Origin of the sequence: Marilutibacter chinensis (genome assembly GCF_021725675.1) — a bacterium.
Classification (GTDB): domain Bacteria; phylum Pseudomonadota; class Gammaproteobacteria; order Xanthomonadales; family Xanthomonadaceae; genus Marilutibacter; species Marilutibacter chinensis.
In genome coordinates this window covers 39,872-58,904 of sequence record NZ_JAKJPO010000019.1, presented here as the reverse complement: position 1 = coordinate 58,904, position 19,033 = coordinate 39,872, and the positions used below count along the sequence as shown (strand labels likewise).

At 67.1% G+C, this 19,033-nt stretch carries 17 protein-coding genes; 13 read left to right on the top strand and 4 right to left on the bottom strand.

The window, feature by feature from the left end:
• Window positions 1-188 precede the first annotated feature (188 nt).
• Window positions 189-1,259, top strand: coding sequence for a LysR family transcriptional regulator (locus L3V18_RS18060; RefSeq protein ID WP_237056824.1), 1,071 nt, complete (start codon window positions 189-191; stop codon window positions 1,257-1,259).
• 97 nt (window positions 1,260-1,356) lie between these two features.
• On the opposite strand, the gene yidC is transcribed toward L3V18_RS18060, so the two are convergent.
• The 3 genes from yidC to rpmH form a co-directional block, all read right to left on the bottom strand.
• Complete coding sequence (gene yidC / locus L3V18_RS18055; RefSeq protein ID WP_237056822.1) at window positions 1,357-3,036, bottom strand: membrane protein insertase YidC; 1,680 nt, start codon at window positions 3,034-3,036, stop codon at window positions 1,357-1,359.
• A gap of 192 nt (window positions 3,037-3,228) precedes the next feature.
• Window positions 3,229-3,708 carry a ribonuclease P protein component gene (gene rnpA / locus L3V18_RS18050; protein ID WP_237056821.1) on the bottom strand — a complete coding sequence of 160 codons (480 nt, stop codon included), beginning with the start codon at window positions 3,706-3,708 and terminating at the stop codon, window positions 3,229-3,231.
• A gap of 72 nt (window positions 3,709-3,780) precedes the next feature.
• Window positions 3,781-3,921, bottom strand: coding sequence for a 50S ribosomal protein L34 (rpmH, locus tag L3V18_RS18045; RefSeq protein ID WP_031374044.1), 141 nt, complete (start codon window positions 3,919-3,921; stop codon window positions 3,781-3,783).
• Between the two features lie 340 nt (window positions 3,922-4,261).
• Here rpmH and dnaA point away from each other — a divergent pair, with 340 nt between their 5' ends.
• The 12 genes from dnaA (at window position 4,262) to L3V18_RS17985 (ending at window position 18,062) form a co-directional block, all read left to right on the top strand.
• Window positions 4,262-5,590: a chromosomal replication initiator protein DnaA gene (dnaA, locus tag L3V18_RS18040; protein WP_237056820.1), complete on the top strand. Its 1,329-nt coding sequence runs from the start codon at window positions 4,262-4,264 to the stop codon at window positions 5,588-5,590.
• A gap of 341 nt (window positions 5,591-5,931) precedes the next feature.
• On the top strand, window positions 5,932-7,032 hold the full coding sequence (dnaN, locus tag L3V18_RS18035; RefSeq protein WP_237056819.1) for a DNA polymerase III subunit beta: 1,101 nt from the start codon (window positions 5,932-5,934) through the stop codon (window positions 7,030-7,032).
• A 288-nt stretch (window positions 7,033-7,320) separates the two neighbouring features.
• Window positions 7,321-8,433 (top strand): DNA replication/repair protein RecF, encoded by a 1,113-nt coding sequence (recF, locus tag L3V18_RS18030; RefSeq protein WP_237056818.1) that lies wholly within the window; start codon window positions 7,321-7,323, stop codon window positions 8,431-8,433.
• A 222-nt stretch (window positions 8,434-8,655) separates the two neighbouring features.
• Complete coding sequence (gyrB, locus tag L3V18_RS18025; protein ID WP_237056817.1) at window positions 8,656-11,160, top strand: DNA topoisomerase (ATP-hydrolyzing) subunit B; 2,505 nt, start codon at window positions 8,656-8,658, stop codon at window positions 11,158-11,160.
• 241 nt (window positions 11,161-11,401) lie between these two features.
• Window positions 11,402-12,229 (top strand): CPBP family intramembrane glutamic endopeptidase, encoded by an 828-nt coding sequence (locus L3V18_RS18020; RefSeq protein ID WP_237056816.1) that lies wholly within the window; start codon window positions 11,402-11,404, stop codon window positions 12,227-12,229.
• Between the two features lie 84 nt (window positions 12,230-12,313).
• A complete protein-coding gene (locus L3V18_RS18015; RefSeq protein ID WP_237056815.1) occupies window positions 12,314-13,174 on the top strand; it encodes a M48 family metallopeptidase in 861 nt (286 codons plus the stop codon).
• A gap of 206 nt (window positions 13,175-13,380) precedes the next feature.
• Complete coding sequence (locus L3V18_RS18010; protein ID WP_237056814.1) at window positions 13,381-14,601, top strand: tetratricopeptide repeat protein; 1,221 nt, start codon at window positions 13,381-13,383, stop codon at window positions 14,599-14,601.
• 163 nt (window positions 14,602-14,764) lie between these two features.
• Complete coding sequence (locus tag L3V18_RS18005; protein ID WP_237056812.1) at window positions 14,765-15,439, top strand: energy transducer TonB; 675 nt, start codon at window positions 14,765-14,767, stop codon at window positions 15,437-15,439.
• Between the two features lie 124 nt (window positions 15,440-15,563).
• Entirely contained in the window at window positions 15,564-16,316 is a 753-nt protein-coding gene (locus tag L3V18_RS18000; RefSeq protein WP_237056809.1) for a MotA/TolQ/ExbB proton channel family protein, read from the top strand.
• 39 nt (window positions 16,317-16,355) lie between these two features.
• Window positions 16,356-16,775 carry an ExbD/TolR family protein gene (locus L3V18_RS17995; RefSeq protein ID WP_237056807.1) on the top strand — a complete coding sequence of 140 codons (420 nt, stop codon included), beginning with the start codon at window positions 16,356-16,358 and terminating at the stop codon, window positions 16,773-16,775.
• Between the two features lie 12 nt (window positions 16,776-16,787).
• Entirely contained in the window at window positions 16,788-17,198 is a 411-nt protein-coding gene (locus tag L3V18_RS17990; protein ID WP_237056805.1) for an ExbD/TolR family protein, read from the top strand.
• A 441-nt stretch (window positions 17,199-17,639) separates the two neighbouring features.
• A complete protein-coding gene (locus L3V18_RS17985; protein WP_237056803.1) occupies window positions 17,640-18,062 on the top strand; it encodes an ExbD/TolR family protein in 423 nt (140 codons plus the stop codon).
• Between the two features lie 103 nt (window positions 18,063-18,165).
• Here L3V18_RS17985 and L3V18_RS17980 read toward each other — a convergent pair whose 3' ends face one another.
• Window positions 18,166-18,945: a pyridoxine 5'-phosphate synthase gene (locus L3V18_RS17980; protein ID WP_237056801.1), complete on the bottom strand. Its 780-nt coding sequence runs from the start codon at window positions 18,943-18,945 to the stop codon at window positions 18,166-18,168.
• Window positions 18,946-19,033 lie beyond the last annotated feature (88 nt).

Genomic DNA, 19,033 nt, shown 5'->3' with positions numbered 1-19,033 from the left:
CGGTGGGAATGGTGGCCAGACTACGCCGATGACCGGCACTTGATTAGCCGGCAAATGAGGGAATAATTGTTCCACCTTCGGTCCAATATCCCACCGAAGCCCTCCCCACCGTCCTGCAGGGACGTCGCTGCGGACCGGATCTGCCCGGCCCAGGCGGCGATCCTCGCCGGCATCACAGGAATCCATCGATGGCCCGCGACCTCAACGACACCCTGATCTTCGTCAAGGTGGTGGAAGCCGGCAGTTTCATCGCCGCCGCCCGCGCCCTGCGCCTGCCCAAGACCACCGTCAGCCGCAAGGTGCAGGAACTGGAAACCCGGCTCGGCGCGCAGCTGCTGCACCGGACCACCCGCAAGCTCGGCCTGACCGAGGCCGGCAACGTCTACTTCGAGCACTGCCAGCGGATCGCCCGCGAACTGGATGAGGCGGAAAGCGCGGTCGGCCAGCTACAGGCCGGTCCGCGTGGCTGGCTGCGGGTGACCGTGCCCTATTCGATGGGCATCGACCGCATCGCGCCGCTGCTGGGCGAATTCCATGCCCGGCACCCGGAAGTGCGGATCGAGATGCTGCTCAGCAACGATACCCTCGACCTGGTCGGCAAGGAGATCGACGTCGCCCTGCGCATCGGCGCACTGCCCGACTCCAACCTGGTCGCGCGCCGGCTCGCGGTGCTGCGCACCCAGGTCTACGCCAGCCCGCACTACATCGAACGTCATGGCGAGCCGTTGCACCCGAACGACCTGCAGCATCACCGCACGCTGGCGTTCCCGAAGTCGCGTCGCAACGGCGGCCAGTACGCCTGGGCGCTCGACGACGGCAACGGCATGCAGGATTTCGTCGTCGATCCGATCATGGTCGCCAACGACCCGGCCGCGTTGCGCGGTGCGCTGCTGTGTGGCGAAGCGATGATGATGGCGGCCGACGTGATGGTCCGCACCCATGTCGAGCAGGGCTATCTCAAGCGCGTGCTGGCCGGCTGGACCGGTCCGGAGTACGACTTCAACGCGGTGTTCCCGCGCGGACACGTGCAGTCGCCGAAGGTGCGCGCATTCGTCGACTTCCTGGTCGAGCGGGTCAATCTGGACGTCGACTACATGCAGCACATGTGCCCGGACCTGCGCCGCAGCTGCCAGCTCGGCAAGGAGGCGCAGAGCGCGGCGGTCAAGGCCGAACTGGCCAAGGTCGCGGCGGGCAAGCCGGCGGCCGAGGCAGAAGCCACGACCGACGCCGAGCCGGAGACCGAGACCACGACCGCCTGAGTGCGGCCGGCCGCGCGCCGCGGCTTTCTCGCGCAAACGAAAACGGCGGACCTGGAAAGGTCCGCCGTCTCCTTGTCGCCCATTGCCGGAGTCCGCTTCAGCCCTTGACCGGCGCCTCCGCGTACTTCTTCGTCATCCACCACTGCTGCAGCAGACCGAGCGCGCCGTTGGTCACCCAGTACAGCACCAGGCCGGCCGGGAAGAACGCGAACATCACGCCGAACACCAGCGGCATGAACTGCATCATCTTCTGCTGCATCGGATCCATGCCGGTCATCGGCGTCAGCTTCTGCGTCGCCCACATCACCGCCATGTTGATGGCCGGCAGCACGAAGTACGGATCGCGCGCGGTCAGATCCTGGATCCACAGCATCCACGGCGCGTGACGCAGCTCGACCGACTCCAGCAGCACCCAGTACAGCGCGAGGAACACCGGCATCTGCACCAGCATCGGCAGGCAACCGCCGACCGGGTTGATCTTCTCCTTCTTGTACAGCTCCATCATCGCCTGCTGGAACTTCTGGCGGTCCTCGCCATAGCGCTCCTTCAATGCGGCGATGCGCGGCTGGAACTTGCGCATCCGCGCCATCGACTTGTACTGCGCCTTCGACAGCGGATACATGATCGCCTTGATGATCACCACCAGGCCGATGATCGCCCAGCCCCAGTTGCCGACCAGCACATGGATCTTCTCCAGCAGCCAGAACAGCGCGTTGGCGAGCGCGGCGAAGATGTCGAACCGGCTGTAGTCGACCGCGCGATCCAGCCCCTTCACCTCCTGCGCCTTGATGCCTTCGACCAGCTTGGGACCGACCCACAGGCGCGCGGTGGTCGCCGCCGAACCCCCCGGCGCGACATTGAACGACGGCCCGCGCGATTCAATGCCGTAGCGGCCGTTGCCCTGCTCGAGCACGAACAGCGAGGCTTGATCCTGCTGCGGGATCCAGGCGGCGAAGAAGTGATGCTGCAGCATCGCGATCCAGCCGCCGTTGACGGTGCGATTGAGTGGGCCGTCGTCGACGAAGTCGTCGTAGTTGCGGCGATCGTAGCCGTCGCTTTCGTCATACCAGACTGCGCCCTGGAAGCTGTAGCTCTCCGCGCTCATCGGTCCGCTCTTCTGAACCACCGCAGGAATCCGGTCGAGCTCGCGGTAGATGTAGCCCTGCCACGGCTGGTCGCCATTGTTGACGACCTCGTCGCGCACGCCGATCGCGTAATCGCCGCGCCTGAAGGTGTAGCTGCGGCGGATGGTCACGCCATCGGCGCCGGTCCACAGGAATGGCACCACCAGCTGGTCCTGGCCCTCGGCCAGGGCGAAGCTACGGACGTCGCCCTCGAGGCGGAAGCCGCGGGCGTGGTCCGGCGCTCCCTGCGGGCTGCTCCAGCCGCTGCGCGCGACGAAGTAGTGCAGCGGATCCCGGGTGAACAGGCGCACCGGCGGACTGTCTTCCGCTGCGGTCTGCCCGTAGCCGATCAGGTCGACCTGGCTCAGCTCGCCCCCGCCGAGTTCGACCCGGAATACGTCGGTGCTGACGGTGACCGACGGATCGCCGGTCGGCGCGGTCGCGACGGCGTTGGCCGGCGCCTGGCTGCTCGCGCTGGGGATGCCATCGACCGATGCCGTGGGCGCATCGCCGGCGCCGGGTACGGACGCGGCGCCGGGCACCGCGGTCGCGGCCGGCTGTGGCGCCGGCGCCTGCTCCTCGTTCCACTCCACCCACAGCAGGGTCGCCACCATCAGCCAGGCGAAGATCAGGAAAAGGCGGGTTTGATTCATGCGGTCGGACTCACAGGAGGCGGGCTTTTCACGGACTTTCCAGCAGGGCGCATGCTCGGCCGCCCCGCGATTCGACGGCCGGGCCGGCGGAGACGCACGGCAACCGGGGTCGCAGGCTGCCGGACGGATGCTTGCGGTCAATCCCCCAGGTATTGGGCCCGGACCGGCGCAGGCAAGGTATCCCGGGCGGGCTCATCGGCCGGGATGACCGGAAGGGCGTTCGGAAACGGGTGACGCGGGCGATTCGCCGGACGGGTTGGCGCGCATTGTGCCGCCCGTCTGCGGACGGGGCAACGCACCGGCACGTTGCAGCAGCTGTTCGAATGCCTGTCGCAGCGCCGCTCCCGGCAGCCGGGAGGCGCCGGGACGGGCGACCACGACGTAGTCGCCGGCAGGCAGCCGTTCGCGATGCCGTCTGAAAGTTTCGCGCAGTGCGCGCTTGATGCGGTTGCGTCCGACCGACCGCGGATCGACCTTGCGCGAGACGGCCAGACCGAGCCGGGCAACGCCCGGACATGCCGGCGCCCCGGACGGAGCGACGTCTTCGGTATTGTCGAGACGGTAATGCAGGGCAAGCACGGGCAGCGCCACGCGCCGGCCGTGCTTGAAGGTGCGATCGAAGTCGTTACGCGCGCGAACCCGCGCGGTGCGCGGGAAGCGGTGGGACGTCATTGCAGGCCGCGGCCATCCGGTCGGGTGCCGGCATCAGCATGCCGCGGCACATCGCGGGAGCCGCTTTCCGGCTCAGGCGCAAAGACGCTTGCGGCCCTTGGCACGGCGGCGCGCAAGGATCTTGCGGCCATCGGCGGTCGCCATGCGCGCACGGAAGCCGTGGTCGCGCTTGCGCTTGAGGTTGCTGGGCTGGTAGGTGCGCTTGGTGGCCATGGTCCGGCTCTGCGTTGAATGCGGGAAATAGAGAACCGCGAAGTCTAGCCGTGGTGCCGTCCACGGTCAAGCCGGAGGGGTGTGCCGGCCAACGGCCGGTTCGTCGCGAGGACCTTTGCTGAGCGGGTCCCGACGCGGCCAGCGCGGATGGCCGCATTCACGTGGCGGCGGCCGTCCCGACCCGCGATTGACGTGGCATCGACGCTGCTGACGGCACCCGTCGCGCTGTTCCCGTACCCGCCACGGTGATAGTCTGGCTGACCCCCACCGCCCCGTGCGTGCGACGCCGCAGGCATCGCGCGTCGGTTGCTTTCGCACTATCGGAACGCGCATCGATTCTATGGACGCCTGGCCCCGCTGCCTCGAACGTCTCGAAGCCGAACTCCCGGCCGAGGATGTCCACACCTGGCTCAAGCCCCTGCAGGCGACCCGTCGCGACCAGGTGACCGTGCTGTATGCACCCAACGCCTTCGTCGTCGAGCAGGTGCGCGAGCGCTACCTCGCCCGCATCCGCGAACTGCTCGGCCACTTCGCCGGCAGCGCCGAGGTCAGCCTGGAAGTCGGCTCGCTGCCGCGCGTGCCGGCGCCGGAAGCCCGCACGACAGCGATGGCAGCGACGCCGGTATCCGCTCCAGCCGCGCCGTTCAACGGCCATCTCGACAGTCACTACACCTTCGACAACTTCGTCGAGGGCCGCAGCAACCAGCTCGGCCGCGCCGCTGCCTGGCAGGCTGCGCTCAAGCCGGGCGATCGTGCCCACAACCCGCTGCTGCTGTATGGCGGCACCGGTCTGGGCAAGACCCACCTGATGTTCGCCGCCGGCAACGCGATGCGCGCGAACAACCCCGGCACGCGGGTGATGTACCTGCGCAGCGAGCAGTTCTTCAGCGCGATGATGAAGTCACTGCAGGACAAGACGATGGACGCGTTCAAGCGCCAGTTCCAGCAGGTGGACGCGCTGCTGATCGACGACATCCAGTTCTTCGCCGGCAAGGACCGCACCCAGGAGGAGTTCTTCCACACCTTCAATGCGCTGTTCGACGGCAGGCAGCAGATCATCCTGACCTGCGACCGCTATCCGCGCGAGGTCGACGGGCTGGAGCCGCGGTTGAAGTCGCGCCTGGCCTGGGGCCTGAGCGTGGCGATCGAGCCGCCGGACTTCGAGACCCGCGCGCAGATCGTTCTGAGCAAGGCGCGCGAGCGCGGCGCGCAGATTCCGGAGGACGTCGCCTTCCTGCTGGCCAAGAAGATGCGCAGCAACGTGCGCGACCTCGAGGGCGCGCTCAATACGCTCACCGCCCGCGCCAACTTCACCGGCCGCGCGGTCACCGTGGAGTTCGCCCAGGAGACCCTGCGCGATCTGCTGCGTGCGCAACAGCAGGCAATCGGCATCCCCAACATCCAGAAGACCGTGGCAGACTACTACGGCCTGCAAATCAAGGATTTGTTGTCGAAACGACGGACCCGCTCGCTGGCCCGTCCGCGCCAGATGGCGATGGCGCTGACCAAGGAGCTCACCGAGCACAGCCTGCCGGAAATCGGCGATGCCTTCGCCGGCCGCGACCACACCACGGTGCTGCATGCCTGCCGGCAGATCCGCACCCTGATGGAGACGGACGGCAAGCTGCGCGAGGACTGGGACAAGCTGATCCGGAAGCTGAGCGAGTGAAGGAACGCGTCGTGGCGCCTGCCGGGTCCGCCCCGAGCTCGCCACGACAACGGTGACGACAAGCGGCCCAGTGGCCGGAATCCGGGCAATGTGAACAGGAAAGGGAATATTCTGGACGGCATGCGAACAAGCTGTGGACAACTGGAAGGCCGACCCGGAGCGCGAAACTTGTCCACAGCTTGTACCCGTTTGTCAGCTCGGTTCCACAAAGGTTCATCTGCACTAAATTTTGTTTCAGAACAAAGAGTTATGATGGTTTTCCCGGGTTTTCGCCGACACCATCACCACCACGCTTTTGATTTATCCAATCTTTTGTCTTGGGCATAGGGGAGCGGTTGAGCATGCGTTTCAGCCTGCAACGTGAAGTGTTTCTCAAGCCGTTGGCGCAGGTCGTCAACGTGGTCGAACGGCGCCAGACCCTGCCGGTGCTGGCCAACCTGCTGGTCCAGGTCAAGGACGGACAGCTCGCGCTGACCGGCACCGATCTCGAAGTCGAGATGGTGTCGCGGATCCTGGTCGACGATGCGGTTGACGGCGAGACCACGATTCCGGCGCGCAAGCTGTTCGACATCGTGCGGGCCCTGCCCGACGGCAGCACCGTGACCGTCAGCCAGAACGCCGAGAAGATCACGGTCCAGGCCGGACGCTCCCGCTTCACCCTTGCCAGCCTGCCGGCCAACGATTTCCCGGCGATCGACGAGGTCGAGGCGACCGAACGCGTGCGGGTCCCGGAGGCCTCGTTGAAAGAGCTGATCGAGCGAACGGCGTTCGCCATGGCCCAGCAGGACGTGCGTTACTACCTCAACGGCCTGCTGTTCGACCTGCGCGAAGGCAGCCTGCGCTGCGTCGCCACCGACGGTCATCGCCTGGCGCTGTGCGAAGCCGCGCTGGAAGGCGGCAACGGCACCAAGCGACAGATCATCGTTCCGCGCAAGGGCGTCACCGAGCTGCAGCGTCTGCTCGAAGGCGGCGACCGCGAGGTCGAAATCGAGATGGGCCGCGGCCACATCCGGATCAAGCGCGACGATGTGACCTTCACCAGCAAGCTGATCGACGGCCGTTTCCCGGATTACGAAGCGGTCATCCCGATCGGTGCCGATCGTGAGGTCCGGATCGACCGCGAAGTGCTGCGTGCGTCGCTGCAACGTGCGGCGATTCTGTCGAACGAAAAGTATCGCGGCGTCCGGATCGAGGTATCGCCGGGCCAGCTGAAGATCAGCGCGCACAATCCGGAGCAGGAGGAAGCCCAGGAGGAAGTCGAGGCCGAGACCAAGGTCGACGACCTCGCGGTCGGCTTCAACGTGAACTACCTGCTGGATGCACTGACCGCATTGCGCGACGAGCAGGTGATCCTGGCCCTGCGCGATGCCAACTCCTCGGCGCTGGTTCGCGAGGCCGGCAACGAGCGCAGCCGTCACGTGGTCATGCCGTTGCGGCTTTGACCACGACGCCGGAACCGGCAGGTTCCACGTGGAACATCGACGCCCGGCCATGTGCCGGGCGTTTTCGTGAGGGAATGTCAGCGCCATCTCCCCGGTACCGCGAGAGTGCATCGGTTCTGTAGATGCGGCGTGAGCCGCGATGAGACTGATACGACGATCCGTTGCGGCTTACGCCACCTCGCGGATTGTGGTGGAGATGATGTCGCAGCCCGGATGGCTGCCAGCGCCTTCCCTGTAAGCCCCGATCCTGTCCTCCCCTGCTACCTCCTATCCCTTTAAGCTTTGCCCATGCAGATCACCCGCCTCGATCTCCGCCGCTTTCGCCGCTTCGACGAGATCAGCCTGGCGCCCGCTCCCGGGATCAACCTGATTACAGGCGCCAACGGTGCAGGCAAGACCTCGCTGCTGGAAGCGATGCATCTGATGGCCTATGGGCGGAGCTTCCGTGGTCGGGTCCGCGACGGCCTGCTACAGGCAGGTGCGGAAGCGCTGGAGGTGTTCGTCGAGTGGCGCGAGCCGGCAGCAGGCGGCGGCGAAACCCGCCTGCGCCGGGCCGGGCTCCGTCACAGCGGCCAGGACTGGGTTGGCCGCCTCGACGGCAGCAACGTGTCCCAGCTCGGCGACCTGTGCGCGGCGCTGGCTGTGGTCAGCTTCGAGCCGGGTAGCCACGCGCTGATCACCGGTGGTGCGGAGACGCGCCGACGCTACCTCGACTGGGGGCTGTTCCACGTGGAACATGAGTTCATGCCCCTGTGGCGCCGATACGCCCGGGCGTTGAAGCAACGTAACGCGCTGTTGAAGAGCCGGCGCATCGGGGATGGGCTGGATGCCTGGGAGCGGGAGCTCGCGGAGGCGGGCGAACCCATCAGCCGCCGGCGCCAGCTCTATCTCGAGGATTTGCGGGGGCTACTGGCTCCGCTGCTGGCCGGCCTTGCACCGGCCCTGGGTGAAGTGGAACTGGAGTACCTCCCGGGTTGGCGTCGAGAGGCGGTGTCGCTCGAGGACGCGCTGCTGCTGGCTCGCGACCGCGATCTGCAGAGCGGGCATACCTCGGTCGGACCCCACAGGGCCGATTGGCGTATCCATTTCCCCACCCTCCCCGGTCGCGAGGCACTTTCCCGCGGGCAGGCAAAGCTGACCGCATTGTCGGCAGTGCTGGCGCAGGCGGCGCACCATGCGGCGAGCCGTGGCAGCTGGCCGGTGATCGTGCTCGACGACCTCGGATCCGAGCTCGATCGGGAACATCAGGCCCGCGTCCTCTCGCGTCTGGTCGGAAGCGACGCACAGGCCTTCATTACCGGGACGGAGTCCCCGCCGGGGCTGCAGAAGGTCCAGGTGCCGGTGACGAGGTTCCACGTGGAACATGGAGCGCTGGTTCCGATCGAGACGCGACAGACCTGACCGGACGTGGCGGTGCCCGGACTGCCCTCCTTCGCAGCGGACGATCCGCAAGTGCTGCCGCCTTTCGATCCTGCGCCTGAACATCGCTCCCGGCGCCCGCATCGCAGCGTGTCCGGGCGACCGGCGGCTTCGGCCCGGCTGGTATACTCGACGGTCGCTTATAGCTAATGTGTGTGGACGCGTCGCGCTTTCGCGGCCGCGTTGCCGGAGCCTGTTGCCGCAATGACCTCATCCGAGCACGACCCCAACTCCCCTGACTCGCAGAACGGATCCGTCCAGGACACCGCTACCGAGACGGTCCCGAACCAGATCTACGACTCCAGCAAGATCACCGTCCTGCGCGGCCTCGAGGCGGTGCGCAAGCGTCCCGGCATGTACATCGGCGACGTGCACGACGGCACCGGCCTCCATCACATGGTGTTCGAGGTCGTCGACAACTCGGTCGACGAGGCACTCGCCGGCCACGCCGACGACATCGTCGTCACCATTCACGAGGATGGCTCGGTGTCGGTGCTCGACAATGGCCGCGGCATGCCCGTCGACATCCACAAGGAGGAAGGCGTCTCCGCGGCGGAAGTGATCCTCACCGTGCTGCATGCGGGCGGCAAGTTCGACGACAACAGCTACAAGGTGTCCGGCGGCCTGCACGGCGTCGGCGTGTCGGTGGTGAACGCGTTGTCCGAGCACCTCTGGCTCGACGTCTGGCGCGACGGCCACCACCACCACCAGGAGTACGCGCTGGGCGAGCCGCTGTCGCCGCTGCAGGTTCTGGAGCCGACCACGAAGCGCGGCACACTGCTGCGCTTCAAGCCGGCGGCGAGCATCTTCACCGACACCGAGTTCCACTACGACATCCTGGCCAAGCGCCTGCGCGAGCTGTCGTTCCTGAACTCGGGGGTCAAGATCACCCTGATCGACGAGCGGGCGGACGAGCGCGGCGAAGGCAAGCGCGACGTGTTCCAGTACGAGGGCGGCATCCGTTCGTTCGTCGAACACCTCGCCCAGCTCAAGACCCCGCTGCACCCGAACGTCATCGCCGTGTCCGGCGAGCAGAACGGCATCAGCGTCGACGTCGCGATCCAGTGGACCGATGCCTACCAGGAAACGATGTTCTGCTTCACCAACAACATCCCGCAGAAGGATGGCGGCACCCACCTGGCCGGCTTCCGCGCCGCGCTGACCCGTACCCTGTCGAACTACATCGAGGCCAATGGCATTGCCCGGCAGGCGAAGATCAGCCTGTCCGGCGACGACATGCGTGAAGGCATGATCGCGGTGCTGTCGGTGAAGGTGCCCGATCCCAGTTTCTCCAGCCAGACCAAGGAAAAGCTGGTCAGTTCCGACGTGAAGCCGGTAGTTGAGAGCACGTTCGGTGCACGTTTGCAGGAGTTCCTCGAGGAAAACCCGAACGAGGCCCGCGCGATCTGCGAAAAGGTGGTCGACGCCGCGCGTGCCCGCGAGGCCGCGCGCAAGGCCCGCGACCTGACCCGGCGCAAGGGGGCGCTCGACATCGCCGGCCTGCCCGGCAAGCTCGCCGACTGCCAGGAGAAGGATCCGGCGCTGTCCGAGCTGTTCATCGTCGAGGGCGACTCCGCCGGCGGCTCGGCCAAGCAGGGGCGCAACCGCAAGACCCAGGCGATCCTGCCGCTCAAGGGCAAGATCCTCAACGTCGAGCGCGCGCGTTTCGATCGCATGCTGTCCAGCGCCGAGGTCGGTACCCTGATCACCGCCCTGGGCACCGGCATCGGCAAGGACGAGTACAACCCGGACAAACTGCGCTACCACCGCATCATCCTGATGACCGACGCGGACGTCGACGGCAGCCACATCCGCACGCTGTTGCTGACGTTCTTCTACCGGCAGATGCCGGAGCTGATCGAGCGCGGCCACATCTATATCGGCCTGCCGCCGTTGTACAAGATCAAGCAGGGCAAGACCGAGCTGTACCTGAAGGACGATGCGGCGCTGGATGCCTACCTGGCCAGCCACGCGGTCGAGAACGCCAGCCTGATTCCGGCCGATGGCGAACCCCCGATCGCCGGTGCGGCACTGGAGAAGCTGCTGCTGGCCTACGCGTCCGCACGCGAGGTGATCGCCCGCAACCAGCACCGCTTCGACCCGCGCGTACTCGAGGCGCTGATCGACTTCAGTCCGCTCGACGCCACGCGCCTGCAGGACAACACCGACGAGCAGCACGAGCTCGATGTCCTCGCCGCCCGCCTCAACCGCAGTGGCCTGGGCCAGCCGCGTTATGCGCTGGCGTTCCAGCCGGCTAACGACCTGCAACCGGCCGCACTGCGGATCGAGCGCACCCACATGGGCCAGACGGTCGCCCAGCTGCTGCCGTTGTCCGCATTCGAGAGTGGCGAGCTGCGCGCGTTGCGCGAGGCCGCCGACCAGCTGCACGGCCTGGTCCGCGACGGCGCCCAGATCCTCCGCGGCAACCGCGCCCAGCCGGTCGAGAGCTTCGCCCAGGCGCAGGCCTGGCTGATGGACGAGGCCAAGAAGGGCCGTCAGATCCAGCGCTTCAAGGGCCTGGGCGAGATGAACCCCGAGCAGTTGTGGGAAACCACGGTCAATCCGGAAACCCGGCGTCTGCTGCGCGTTCGCATCGAGGACGCGGTCGCCGCCGACCAGATCTTCAGCACGTTGATGGGCGATGTGGTGGAGCCGCGCCGCGAGTTCATCGAGGACAACGCGTTGAAGGTCGCCAACCTCGACGTCTGAATCCCGCTATGCGGTGGCGCGGCTCCAGTGGCACCAGGCTTGGCCATCCTGGCCTCGTCGAGTGCTCCCGCCCGGGGTGGCCTGCCCCGGGCGTTCGCGCTTCGCGGCTTGCCTGTTGGCAGCCCGCGTGCCTGCGGCACCAGCGCTCACCTACCCCGCGAGTTCATCCAGGACAACGTGCCGAAGGTCGCCAGCCTCGAAGTCTGAGCGCGCGGTCGGCGGCCGCGGGCGGAATTCTCCGGTGAGCGCGACCGAACTGCACGGCCGGTCCGAGCCGCCACCGCTGCCGATGGCGGCGCCGGGCGGCCTCGGCCGCGCCCTGCTCGGCTTCACCGCCGACCTGCTGGCCACGGTGGCGGTGATGCTGGTGTTGAGCACCGTGCTGATGATCGGCTGGATGCTGTGGACGGCGTTCATCGCGGCGCCCGGCGACCTGGCCGGCCTCGCGGGCCGGCTGCGGCCCGATGCGCAGCCCCAGGGTGCGACCCTGGTCTGGATGACCCTGCTGTCGATGGCGCCGGCAGTGCTGCTGATCTACTTCCTGCGCCGCCGTGCCGGCGCCGGCGAACGCGCCGCCTCGCGGGCGGCCCTGGCCCGCGCGTCGACCTGGGGCTGGATGCTCGCTACCGGGCTGGCCGTGCTGGCATTCAGCCTCGCCATCGGCTGGTTGGGCGAACGCCTGGGCACGACGCCGGTACCGACGAATCTGGCAATGGTCGAGGCGGCGTTCACCGACAGCCCGGTGTTCATGCTGGTGTTCGCGATCGTGCTCGCCCCCGCCTATGAGGAGCTGCTGTTCCGCCGGGTGCTGTTCGGCCGCCTGTGGCAGGCGGGCCGCCCAGGCCTGGGGATGCTGCTCAGCGGCGCGGTGTTCGCGCTGGTGCACGAGGTGCCCGGGCTCAGCGACAACCCGTGGCAGGCCGTGCTGCAGTTGTGGCTGGTGTACGCGGCAATGGGGGCGGCGTTTGCCTGGGTCTATCGGCGCACCGGAACCCTGTGGGCGGCGATCGGCGCCCACACCATCAACAACGCCCTCGCCTGCGCCCTGCTGCTCACCGGCCATGGCTGAACCGCCGGTCCAGCGGATCCGCGCGATTACGAGATGTTAATCCGTGTTCGGCTAAAACGAGCCTGTTCACGCAAGGGGGTGCACATGTCGACCAGAACCACGCCGTCGCCTCGCCGGACGATCGCGCCAGCCGGCACCGGATCGCCGCCACTCGTGCTCGTCCTGGCGCTGGGTGGCCTGCTGTCCGCCTGCGCGACCACCACCTCGCCGACCGGCCGCACCCAGGTCGTCGGCGGCATGTCCGAGGCCCAGCTCCAGCAGCTCGGCATCCAGGCCTTCGACCAGGCCAAAAAGAACAAACAGATCAGTACCAATGCGACCCAGACCCGTTACGTGCGTTGTGTGGTGAACTCGATCACCCGCGAGCTGCCGGCCGGACAGCAGGCAGGCTGGGAAGTCGCCCTGTTCGTCGACGACGAGCCCAACGCCTTCGCCCTGCCCGGCGGCAAGGTCGGCGTGAACACCGGGATCTTCAAGGTCGCCAGGAACCAGGACCAGCTCGCGGCGGTGGTCGCCCACGAGGTCGGCCATGTGATCTCCAACCACCACGACGAGCGCATCACCCGGCAGATGGGAGCGCAGACCGGGCTGGGCCTGCTGGGCGCGCTGGTCGGCGCCCGTTACGGCCAGTCCGCGGCCAGCACCACCGGCCAGCTCGGCGGCGCCGCGGTCCAGGCCGGCCTGTTGCTGCCGAACAACCGCACCCAGGAAACCGAGGCCGACGTGGTCGGCCAGCAGCTGATGGCCCGCGCCGGCTACGACCCGCACCAGGCCGTCGACCTGTGGAAGAACATGATGTCCGCCAGCGGCGGACAGCCACCGGAATGGCTGTCGACCCACCCCAACCCGGCCTCGCGGATCCAGGAGCTCGACAGCCGTGCCGACAGTCTGGCGCCGACCTGGCAGCAGGCCCAGGCCGCCGGCCGCCGGCCGCGCTGCGGCTGAAGCCGTCGCGGCAAGGGCCTCGAACGCAGGTCTGGCGCGTCTCCCGCCCGGTGGAACCCTGCAGGCGCAACAAAATCGTAACAAGGTCAACCCAGTATGCCGCGGTCATGCGTTTCTGGTAGCGTGACCGCCCCGCAGATCCAAGCTCTGCCGGTTCCGATCCAGTTTCCGACCCAGGACGGTCGCAGCATCCAGAAGGTGACTCGATGAACGCAACCACGCCCCGCCACCTCAACCTGCTTGCCGCCGCCATCGGTGCGGTGCTCGTGTTCGGTGGCGTCTCGCAGGTCCATGCGCAGACCGCCCAGGATCGTGCCCAGGAGCGCCGCGAGCGCCAGGCCCAGCGCAACAGCGACAGCCAGGCGGCCAGCAACGTCGACTATCCGCAAGCCAGCCGCCAGGAGCCCAGGACCAAGGCCTCGTCGCGGATGTCGTCGAAACTGCAGAAGATGATGGATCGCTACGACGACGACGAGAGCGCCGAGGCGATCGCGATCGCCGAGGAGATCATGGCCAACGAAAAGGCCAACGAGTACGACAAGTCGTTCGCCGCCCAGATCGCCGCGCAGAGCGCATACGACAGCGACGACACCGCCGCGGCGATGCGCTATCTCGAGAAGGCCATCGAGTACAACGGTCTGGACAACAACGGCCACTACGGCGCGATGCTGATGCTGGGCCAGCTCGAGCTGCAGGAAGAGCAGTACGACAAGGCGCTGGCGACGATCGACCGCTTCTTCGCCGAGACCAGCAGCAGCAAGCCCGAGCATCTGGTGATCAAGGGCAACGCGCTGTACCGGATGGAACGCTACCCCGAGGCCGCGACGGTGCTCAAGCAGGCGATCGACAGCAGCGACGAGCCGCGCAATGACTGGCAGCAACTGCTGATGGCGACCTATTTCGAAACCGGGCAGTCGGCCGAGGCGGCCGCACTGGCCGAGTCGGTCGCGGCCAAGAACCCGGGCGACAAGCGCGCCCAGCTCAATCTGGCGGCGACCTACCAGCAGGGCGAGAACTTCGCCAAGGCCGCCGAAGTGCTGGAGAAGCTGCGCGCGTCCGGTCAGCTCACCGACGACCGCGAGTACCGCCAGCTCTATTCGACCTACCTCAACATGGACGGCAAGGAGCGCGAGGCGGCCAACGTGATCAAGGAGGGCCTGGACAAGGGTATCCTCCAGAATGATTTCCAGAACAACCTGGCCCTCGCCCAGTCCTACTACTTTTCCGAGCAGATCGAACCGGCGATCGAGGCCTACCGCAAGGCCGCGCCGATGGACGAGGACGGCGAGACCTACCTGAATCTGGCGAAGGTGCTGTGGCAGGAAGACCGAATCTCCGAAGCCAAGGAGGCCGCGCGCCAGGCGCTGGCCAAGGGTGTCAAGCGCCCGGAGGAAGCCAAGCAGATCACCGCTCTGCCTGGCGGTTGATCGGCTGTCGATCAATACGACAAAATGATGGGCTTCCCACTTGGAACCATGGGGTCCATTTGGTATAAGCTAGGAGGTTCGGGCGTCGCGAAAGCGCGTCCGGGCCATGACCAACGCCCGCGGCGTCAGACGTTGCGGAAACACCTCCCCGAGCTGACGGCGCATGACGCAAGACCTCGAAAACCACGTTCATAACGACGATCGCGACGAAGGCCTGAACTGGGCCCGCATTGCCGGTATCACCATGGCGATCACGGTGCACGCCGCGGCCCTGCTGCTGCTGCTGGCGCCGATGGCGCCGCCGCCGCCGAAAGAGCAGAAGGAAGAGGTCACCCTCGTCAATCTGATCAAGCCGCCGCCGCCGCCCCCACCGCCGCCGCCGCCGCCGCCGGAGCCCCCGAAGGAGCTCAAGCCGCCACCGAAGATCGCGCCGCCGCAGCCGACCCCGCTGCCGCCGCCGCCGGAAGAGCCGCCGGTGGTGTTCGACGATCCGAGCCCGGTCGACGTGCAGGCGCCGCCGCCGGCCCCGCCGTCGCCGCCGCCGCCGGCCACCAACATCGGTTCCAGCGTCGACCCCTCCTCGCGCCGGCTCAACCCGCCGCGCTATCCGCCGACCGAGGCCCGCCAGGGCATTGGCGGCACGGTGGTGCTGATCATCAGCATCGACGCACAAGGCAACGTGCTTGACGTCTCGGTCGAGAAGTCCAGCCGCAACCGCAATCTGGACCGCTCGGCAATGGAAGCTGCACGCAAGTGGCGGTTCAATCCGGAAATGCGCAACGGCGTGGCCGTGGCCAGCAAGGTGCGCGTCCCGGTCGATTTCGTCCCGCCGCGCTGATCGGGCCGGCAGGACGGGTAACAGGGCAACACAACACCGGGCAACACGTTTCAACGATCCTTGAAGAAACGCTCCGTTCTTTCGTAACAGCTTTTTCCTTCCACGACATTCAAAGGTAAGCGTCATGCTGCAGGAAACCACCACCGCTGCCACTGCCGGGGGCTCCAACGCTCAAGCCCTCCAGCAGATGAGCTTTGGCCACATGATCCAGAACTTCGATCTGGTCGCCTGGATCGTGTTCATCACCCTGGTGACCATGTCGGCCATGTCGATCTACTGGATGATCTACAACTTCGTGAAGAACATGCGTCTTCGCGCGACCTCCGACCGCGTCATCAGCACGTTCTGGGAAACCCCGAACGCGCAGGATGCGATCCGTTACATGGAAGAGCAGCCGCGCAGCGAGCCGTTCTCGAAGATCGCCCTCGACGCCGCCCAGGCCGCCTCGCACCACCAGCGCCATGAAGGCTCGCGCCTGGTCGAGTCGCTGAACCGCTCCGAGTTCGTCGACCGTGCCCTGCGTCAGGCCGTCACCCGCGAGAGCTCGGGTCTGGAAGCGGGTCTGACCCTGCTGGCCTCGGTCGGTGCGACCGCGCCGTTCGTCGGTCTGCTCGGTACCGTGTGGGGCATCTACCACGCCCTGATCCGCATCGGCATGAGCGGCAACGCGTCGATCGACGCCGTCGCCGGTCCGGTCGGCGAGGCGCTGATCATGACCGCGATCGGTCTGTTCGTCGCGATCCCGGCGGTGCTGGCGTATAACTTCTTCACCCGTCTGAACCGCGTGACGAACAACAAGTTCGACACCTTCGCGCACGACCTGCACGACTTCTTCGCCACCGGTTCGCGCGTCGGCGACATCGGCGCCAAGCGCTGATAGGCGTCATCGTCACACACGCGATTTTGGAGTTCGAACATGGCTTTCAGTTCTGGCGGTAGCGGCGGCGCAATGGCCGACATCAACGTCACGCCCCTCGTGGACGTGATGCTGGTGCTGCTGATCATCTTCATGATCACCGCGCCCCTTATGACGCATAAGGTGAAGGTGGAGTTGCCGGAGGCCAATCTGGAAGAGAAGCAGGATCCGCTGCCGACGCCGCCGATCACGGTGGCGGTGCTGGAGGACGGCTCGTTGTTCTGGAACGACGAGCCGGTCACCAAGGACATGCTCGAAAGCCGCTTCTCGGTCGAGGCGCAGAAGACGCCCCAGCCGCAGGTCAACGTGCGTGGCGACAAGACCACCAAGTACCGCATCGTCAATGAAGTCGTGAAGACCGCGCAGGCCCAGGGCATGCGCAAGGTCGGCTTCGTCACCATTGCCGATCGCGGCAACTAAGGGAGCGCAATCATGGCTTTCACTACTGGCGGCAGCGGCGCGATGGCCGACATCAACGTCACGCCCCTCGTGGACGTGATGCTGGTGCTTCTGATCATCTTCATGGTCACGGCGCCGATTGCCAGCTATCCGGTCGATATCTCGCTGCCACAGCGCAGCACCAACCCGCCCGAGGTCAAGAGCGATCCGCCGCCGCCGATCAGGCTGCGGATCGATGCCAGCGGCACGGTCTTCTGGAACGACTCGCCGGCACCGCTGGCTGAGCTGCAGACGCGGATGACGTCCGAGGTCCAGCGCGACCCGACCAATCAGCCGACGCTGGAGATCGACGCCAACGGCGATGCTGCCTACGGCACCCTGGCCAAGGTCCTGACCGCGGCCAAGAACGCAAAGATGGAAAAGATCGGCTTCGTCGAGAACTGATCCTGAAAACGAAGCCGATCGACGTTTACCGTCGTGATGCTTGAATTGAACGCCGCCCGCCCGGGCGGCGTTTTTTTGTCCGGCCGCTTGAGGCACATGTTCCGGCCCGCATACGGGCCCCGGAGGACCGGCGTAAGCCGCGACGAGGCTTTTCCGCGCATGGTCGTGGCTCATGCCGCTCCTGCGATGGTCCGTCGGCCGCAAACCTGCCGGTGCCAGGCTCTCGGTCAGCCCCCAACCCCCGGAACGGGATCTCCGGGATGTGGCACGTCGCCCGGACAATCGCAGCCCGCCCGCGATGAACCGCAACGCCACCGGGGCGTGCCCTGCGGGCCTGGGCGGACGGCGAACGCAGGAGCACAGCCGGTCGGCCCGCTTGCCGGCACCCTCGGGTCCGCGTAACGTCGGAAGCGGGCATCGGGCCCATGACAGGAGGGTGCCATGGCAGTTTCCGTGCAGTCCCGCAGTCCTTTCGACACCGCTCGTGGCCATGCCGCATTGGCCGAGATCAACATCACCCCGCTGATCGACGTGATGCTGGTGTTGCTGATCATCTTCATGGTGATCGCGCCCGTGGCGACGCGCTCACTCGATGCCCGCCTCCCGCAGTCCCCGCCGCCGGATGTGGCAGTAGAGGACATGCAGCGGCTGGAACTGGTCGCGCATGGCAACGACCGCTTCAGCCTCGACGGCGCCTGGCTGGATGCCGGCGGCCTGGCCACCGCCCTGGCTGCCCGCGCGGCGGCCGATGAGCCGGTAGTGTTGACCGTCGGCGCCAGCGACGATGCCGACTACCAGGCGTTCGCCGACGCGCTCGCCGTCGCCCGCGCCAGCGGCATTCGCGAGATCGCGCACGCGCAATAGGGGCTTGGGCCGGAGTCAGGATCCGCTGTCGGAGGACGGCGGGTCCGTTCCGGAACCGCATCGGCGGCCGGGGACAGGGAAGGAGAGAAGCCCTGCCGGACGGTCAGCCCGCGCGGCCGCCGGCTGCAGCGATGATCTCCAGATACCGGTGCACGGTCGGAGCAAGGCCGGCATACAGCGCCTCGCCGATCAGCGCATGGCCGATCGATACCTCGAGCACGCCAGGAACGCCGGTCAGGAACCGTCCCAGGTTCGCCTGGCTGAGATCATGGCCCGCGTTGACGCCGAGCCCGGCCGCCCGCGCCCGCGCCGCGGCGGTGGCGAAACGTTCGAGCACTGCCGCCTCGTCGGGTTCACCGAACGCCTCGGCATAGGGCCCTGTATAGAGCTCGACGCGGTCGGCGCCGCAATCGGCCGCGCGCTCGATCCGGTAGCGGTCCGGATCGACATGGGCGTCGGCGAACACGCTGACGCGGCAACCCAGCGCCTTCAGCTCGGCGATCAAGGGCCGCAGCGCATCGCCGTCGCGGATGAAATCGAAGCCGTGGTCGGAGGTCAGTTGCGCGTCGCCGTCGGGCACCAGGGTCGCCTGCGCCGGCCGCGCCTGTTCGCACAGGGCGAGGAATCCCGGATAACCGGGTCGCGGCGGCGCGAAGGGGTTGCCTTCGAGGTTGAACTCGACACCGTACTCGCGGGTCAGCAGGGCCAGCGCGACTACGTCGTCGGCGCGGACATGGCGGGCATCCGGTCGCGGATGCACGGTGATGCCGTGGGCGCCGGCATCCAGGCAGGCGCGTGCAGCCTGCACGACATCCGGCTCGGCGCCGCCGCGCGAGTTGCGCAGCACCGCGATCTTGTTGACGTTGACGCTGAGGACGGTCATCGCGCCAGCTTAGCAGCGCCGTTCGTCCAGCGGACGCGGACTTCCGCGGATGAGCACGGACAACGGATGCCGCGGGTCCGGGGGCGGG

Bases quoted from the DNA above. Each gene is read 5' to 3' on its own strand.
- yidC (WP_237056822.1), bottom strand. From the start codon at position 3,036: ATGAATCAAACCCGCCTTTTCCTGATCTTCGCCTGGCTGATGGTGGCG.
- L3V18_RS17995 (WP_237056807.1), top strand. From the start codon at position 16,356: ATGGCTTTCAGTTCTGGCGGTAGCGGCGGCGCAATGGCCGACATCAAC.
- L3V18_RS18000 (WP_237056809.1), top strand. From the start codon at position 15,564: ATGCTGCAGGAAACCACCACCGCTGCCACTGCCGGGGGCTCCAACGCT.
- dnaN (WP_237056819.1), top strand. From the start codon at position 5,932: ATGCGTTTCAGCCTGCAACGTGAAGTGTTTCTCAAGCCGTTGGCGCAG.
- dnaA (WP_237056820.1), top strand. From the start codon at position 4,262: ATGGACGCCTGGCCCCGCTGCCTCGAACGTCTCGAAGCCGAACTCCCG.
- L3V18_RS17990 (WP_237056805.1), top strand. From the start codon at position 16,788: ATGGCTTTCACTACTGGCGGCAGCGGCGCGATGGCCGACATCAACGTC.
- rnpA (WP_237056821.1), bottom strand. From the start codon at position 3,708: ATGACGTCCCACCGCTTCCCGCGCACCGCGCGGGTTCGCGCGCGTAAC.
- recF (WP_237056818.1), top strand. From the start codon at position 7,321: ATGCAGATCACCCGCCTCGATCTCCGCCGCTTTCGCCGCTTCGACGAG.
- L3V18_RS18060 (WP_237056824.1), top strand. From the start codon at position 189: ATGGCCCGCGACCTCAACGACACCCTGATCTTCGTCAAGGTGGTGGAA.
- gyrB (WP_237056817.1), top strand. From the start codon at position 8,656: ATGACCTCATCCGAGCACGACCCCAACTCCCCTGACTCGCAGAACGGA.
- L3V18_RS18015 (WP_237056815.1), top strand. From the start codon at position 12,314: ATGTCGACCAGAACCACGCCGTCGCCTCGCCGGACGATCGCGCCAGCC.
- L3V18_RS17980 (WP_237056801.1), bottom strand. From the start codon at position 18,945: ATGACCGTCCTCAGCGTCAACGTCAACAAGATCGCGGTGCTGCGCAAC.
- L3V18_RS18005 (WP_237056812.1), top strand. From the start codon at position 14,765: ATGACGCAAGACCTCGAAAACCACGTTCATAACGACGATCGCGACGAA.
- L3V18_RS17985 (WP_237056803.1), top strand. From the start codon at position 17,640: ATGGCAGTTTCCGTGCAGTCCCGCAGTCCTTTCGACACCGCTCGTGGC.
- rpmH (WP_031374044.1), bottom strand. From the start codon at position 3,921: ATGGCCACCAAGCGCACCTACCAGCCCAGCAACCTCAAGCGCAAGCGC.
- L3V18_RS18010 (WP_237056814.1), top strand. From the start codon at position 13,381: ATGAACGCAACCACGCCCCGCCACCTCAACCTGCTTGCCGCCGCCATC.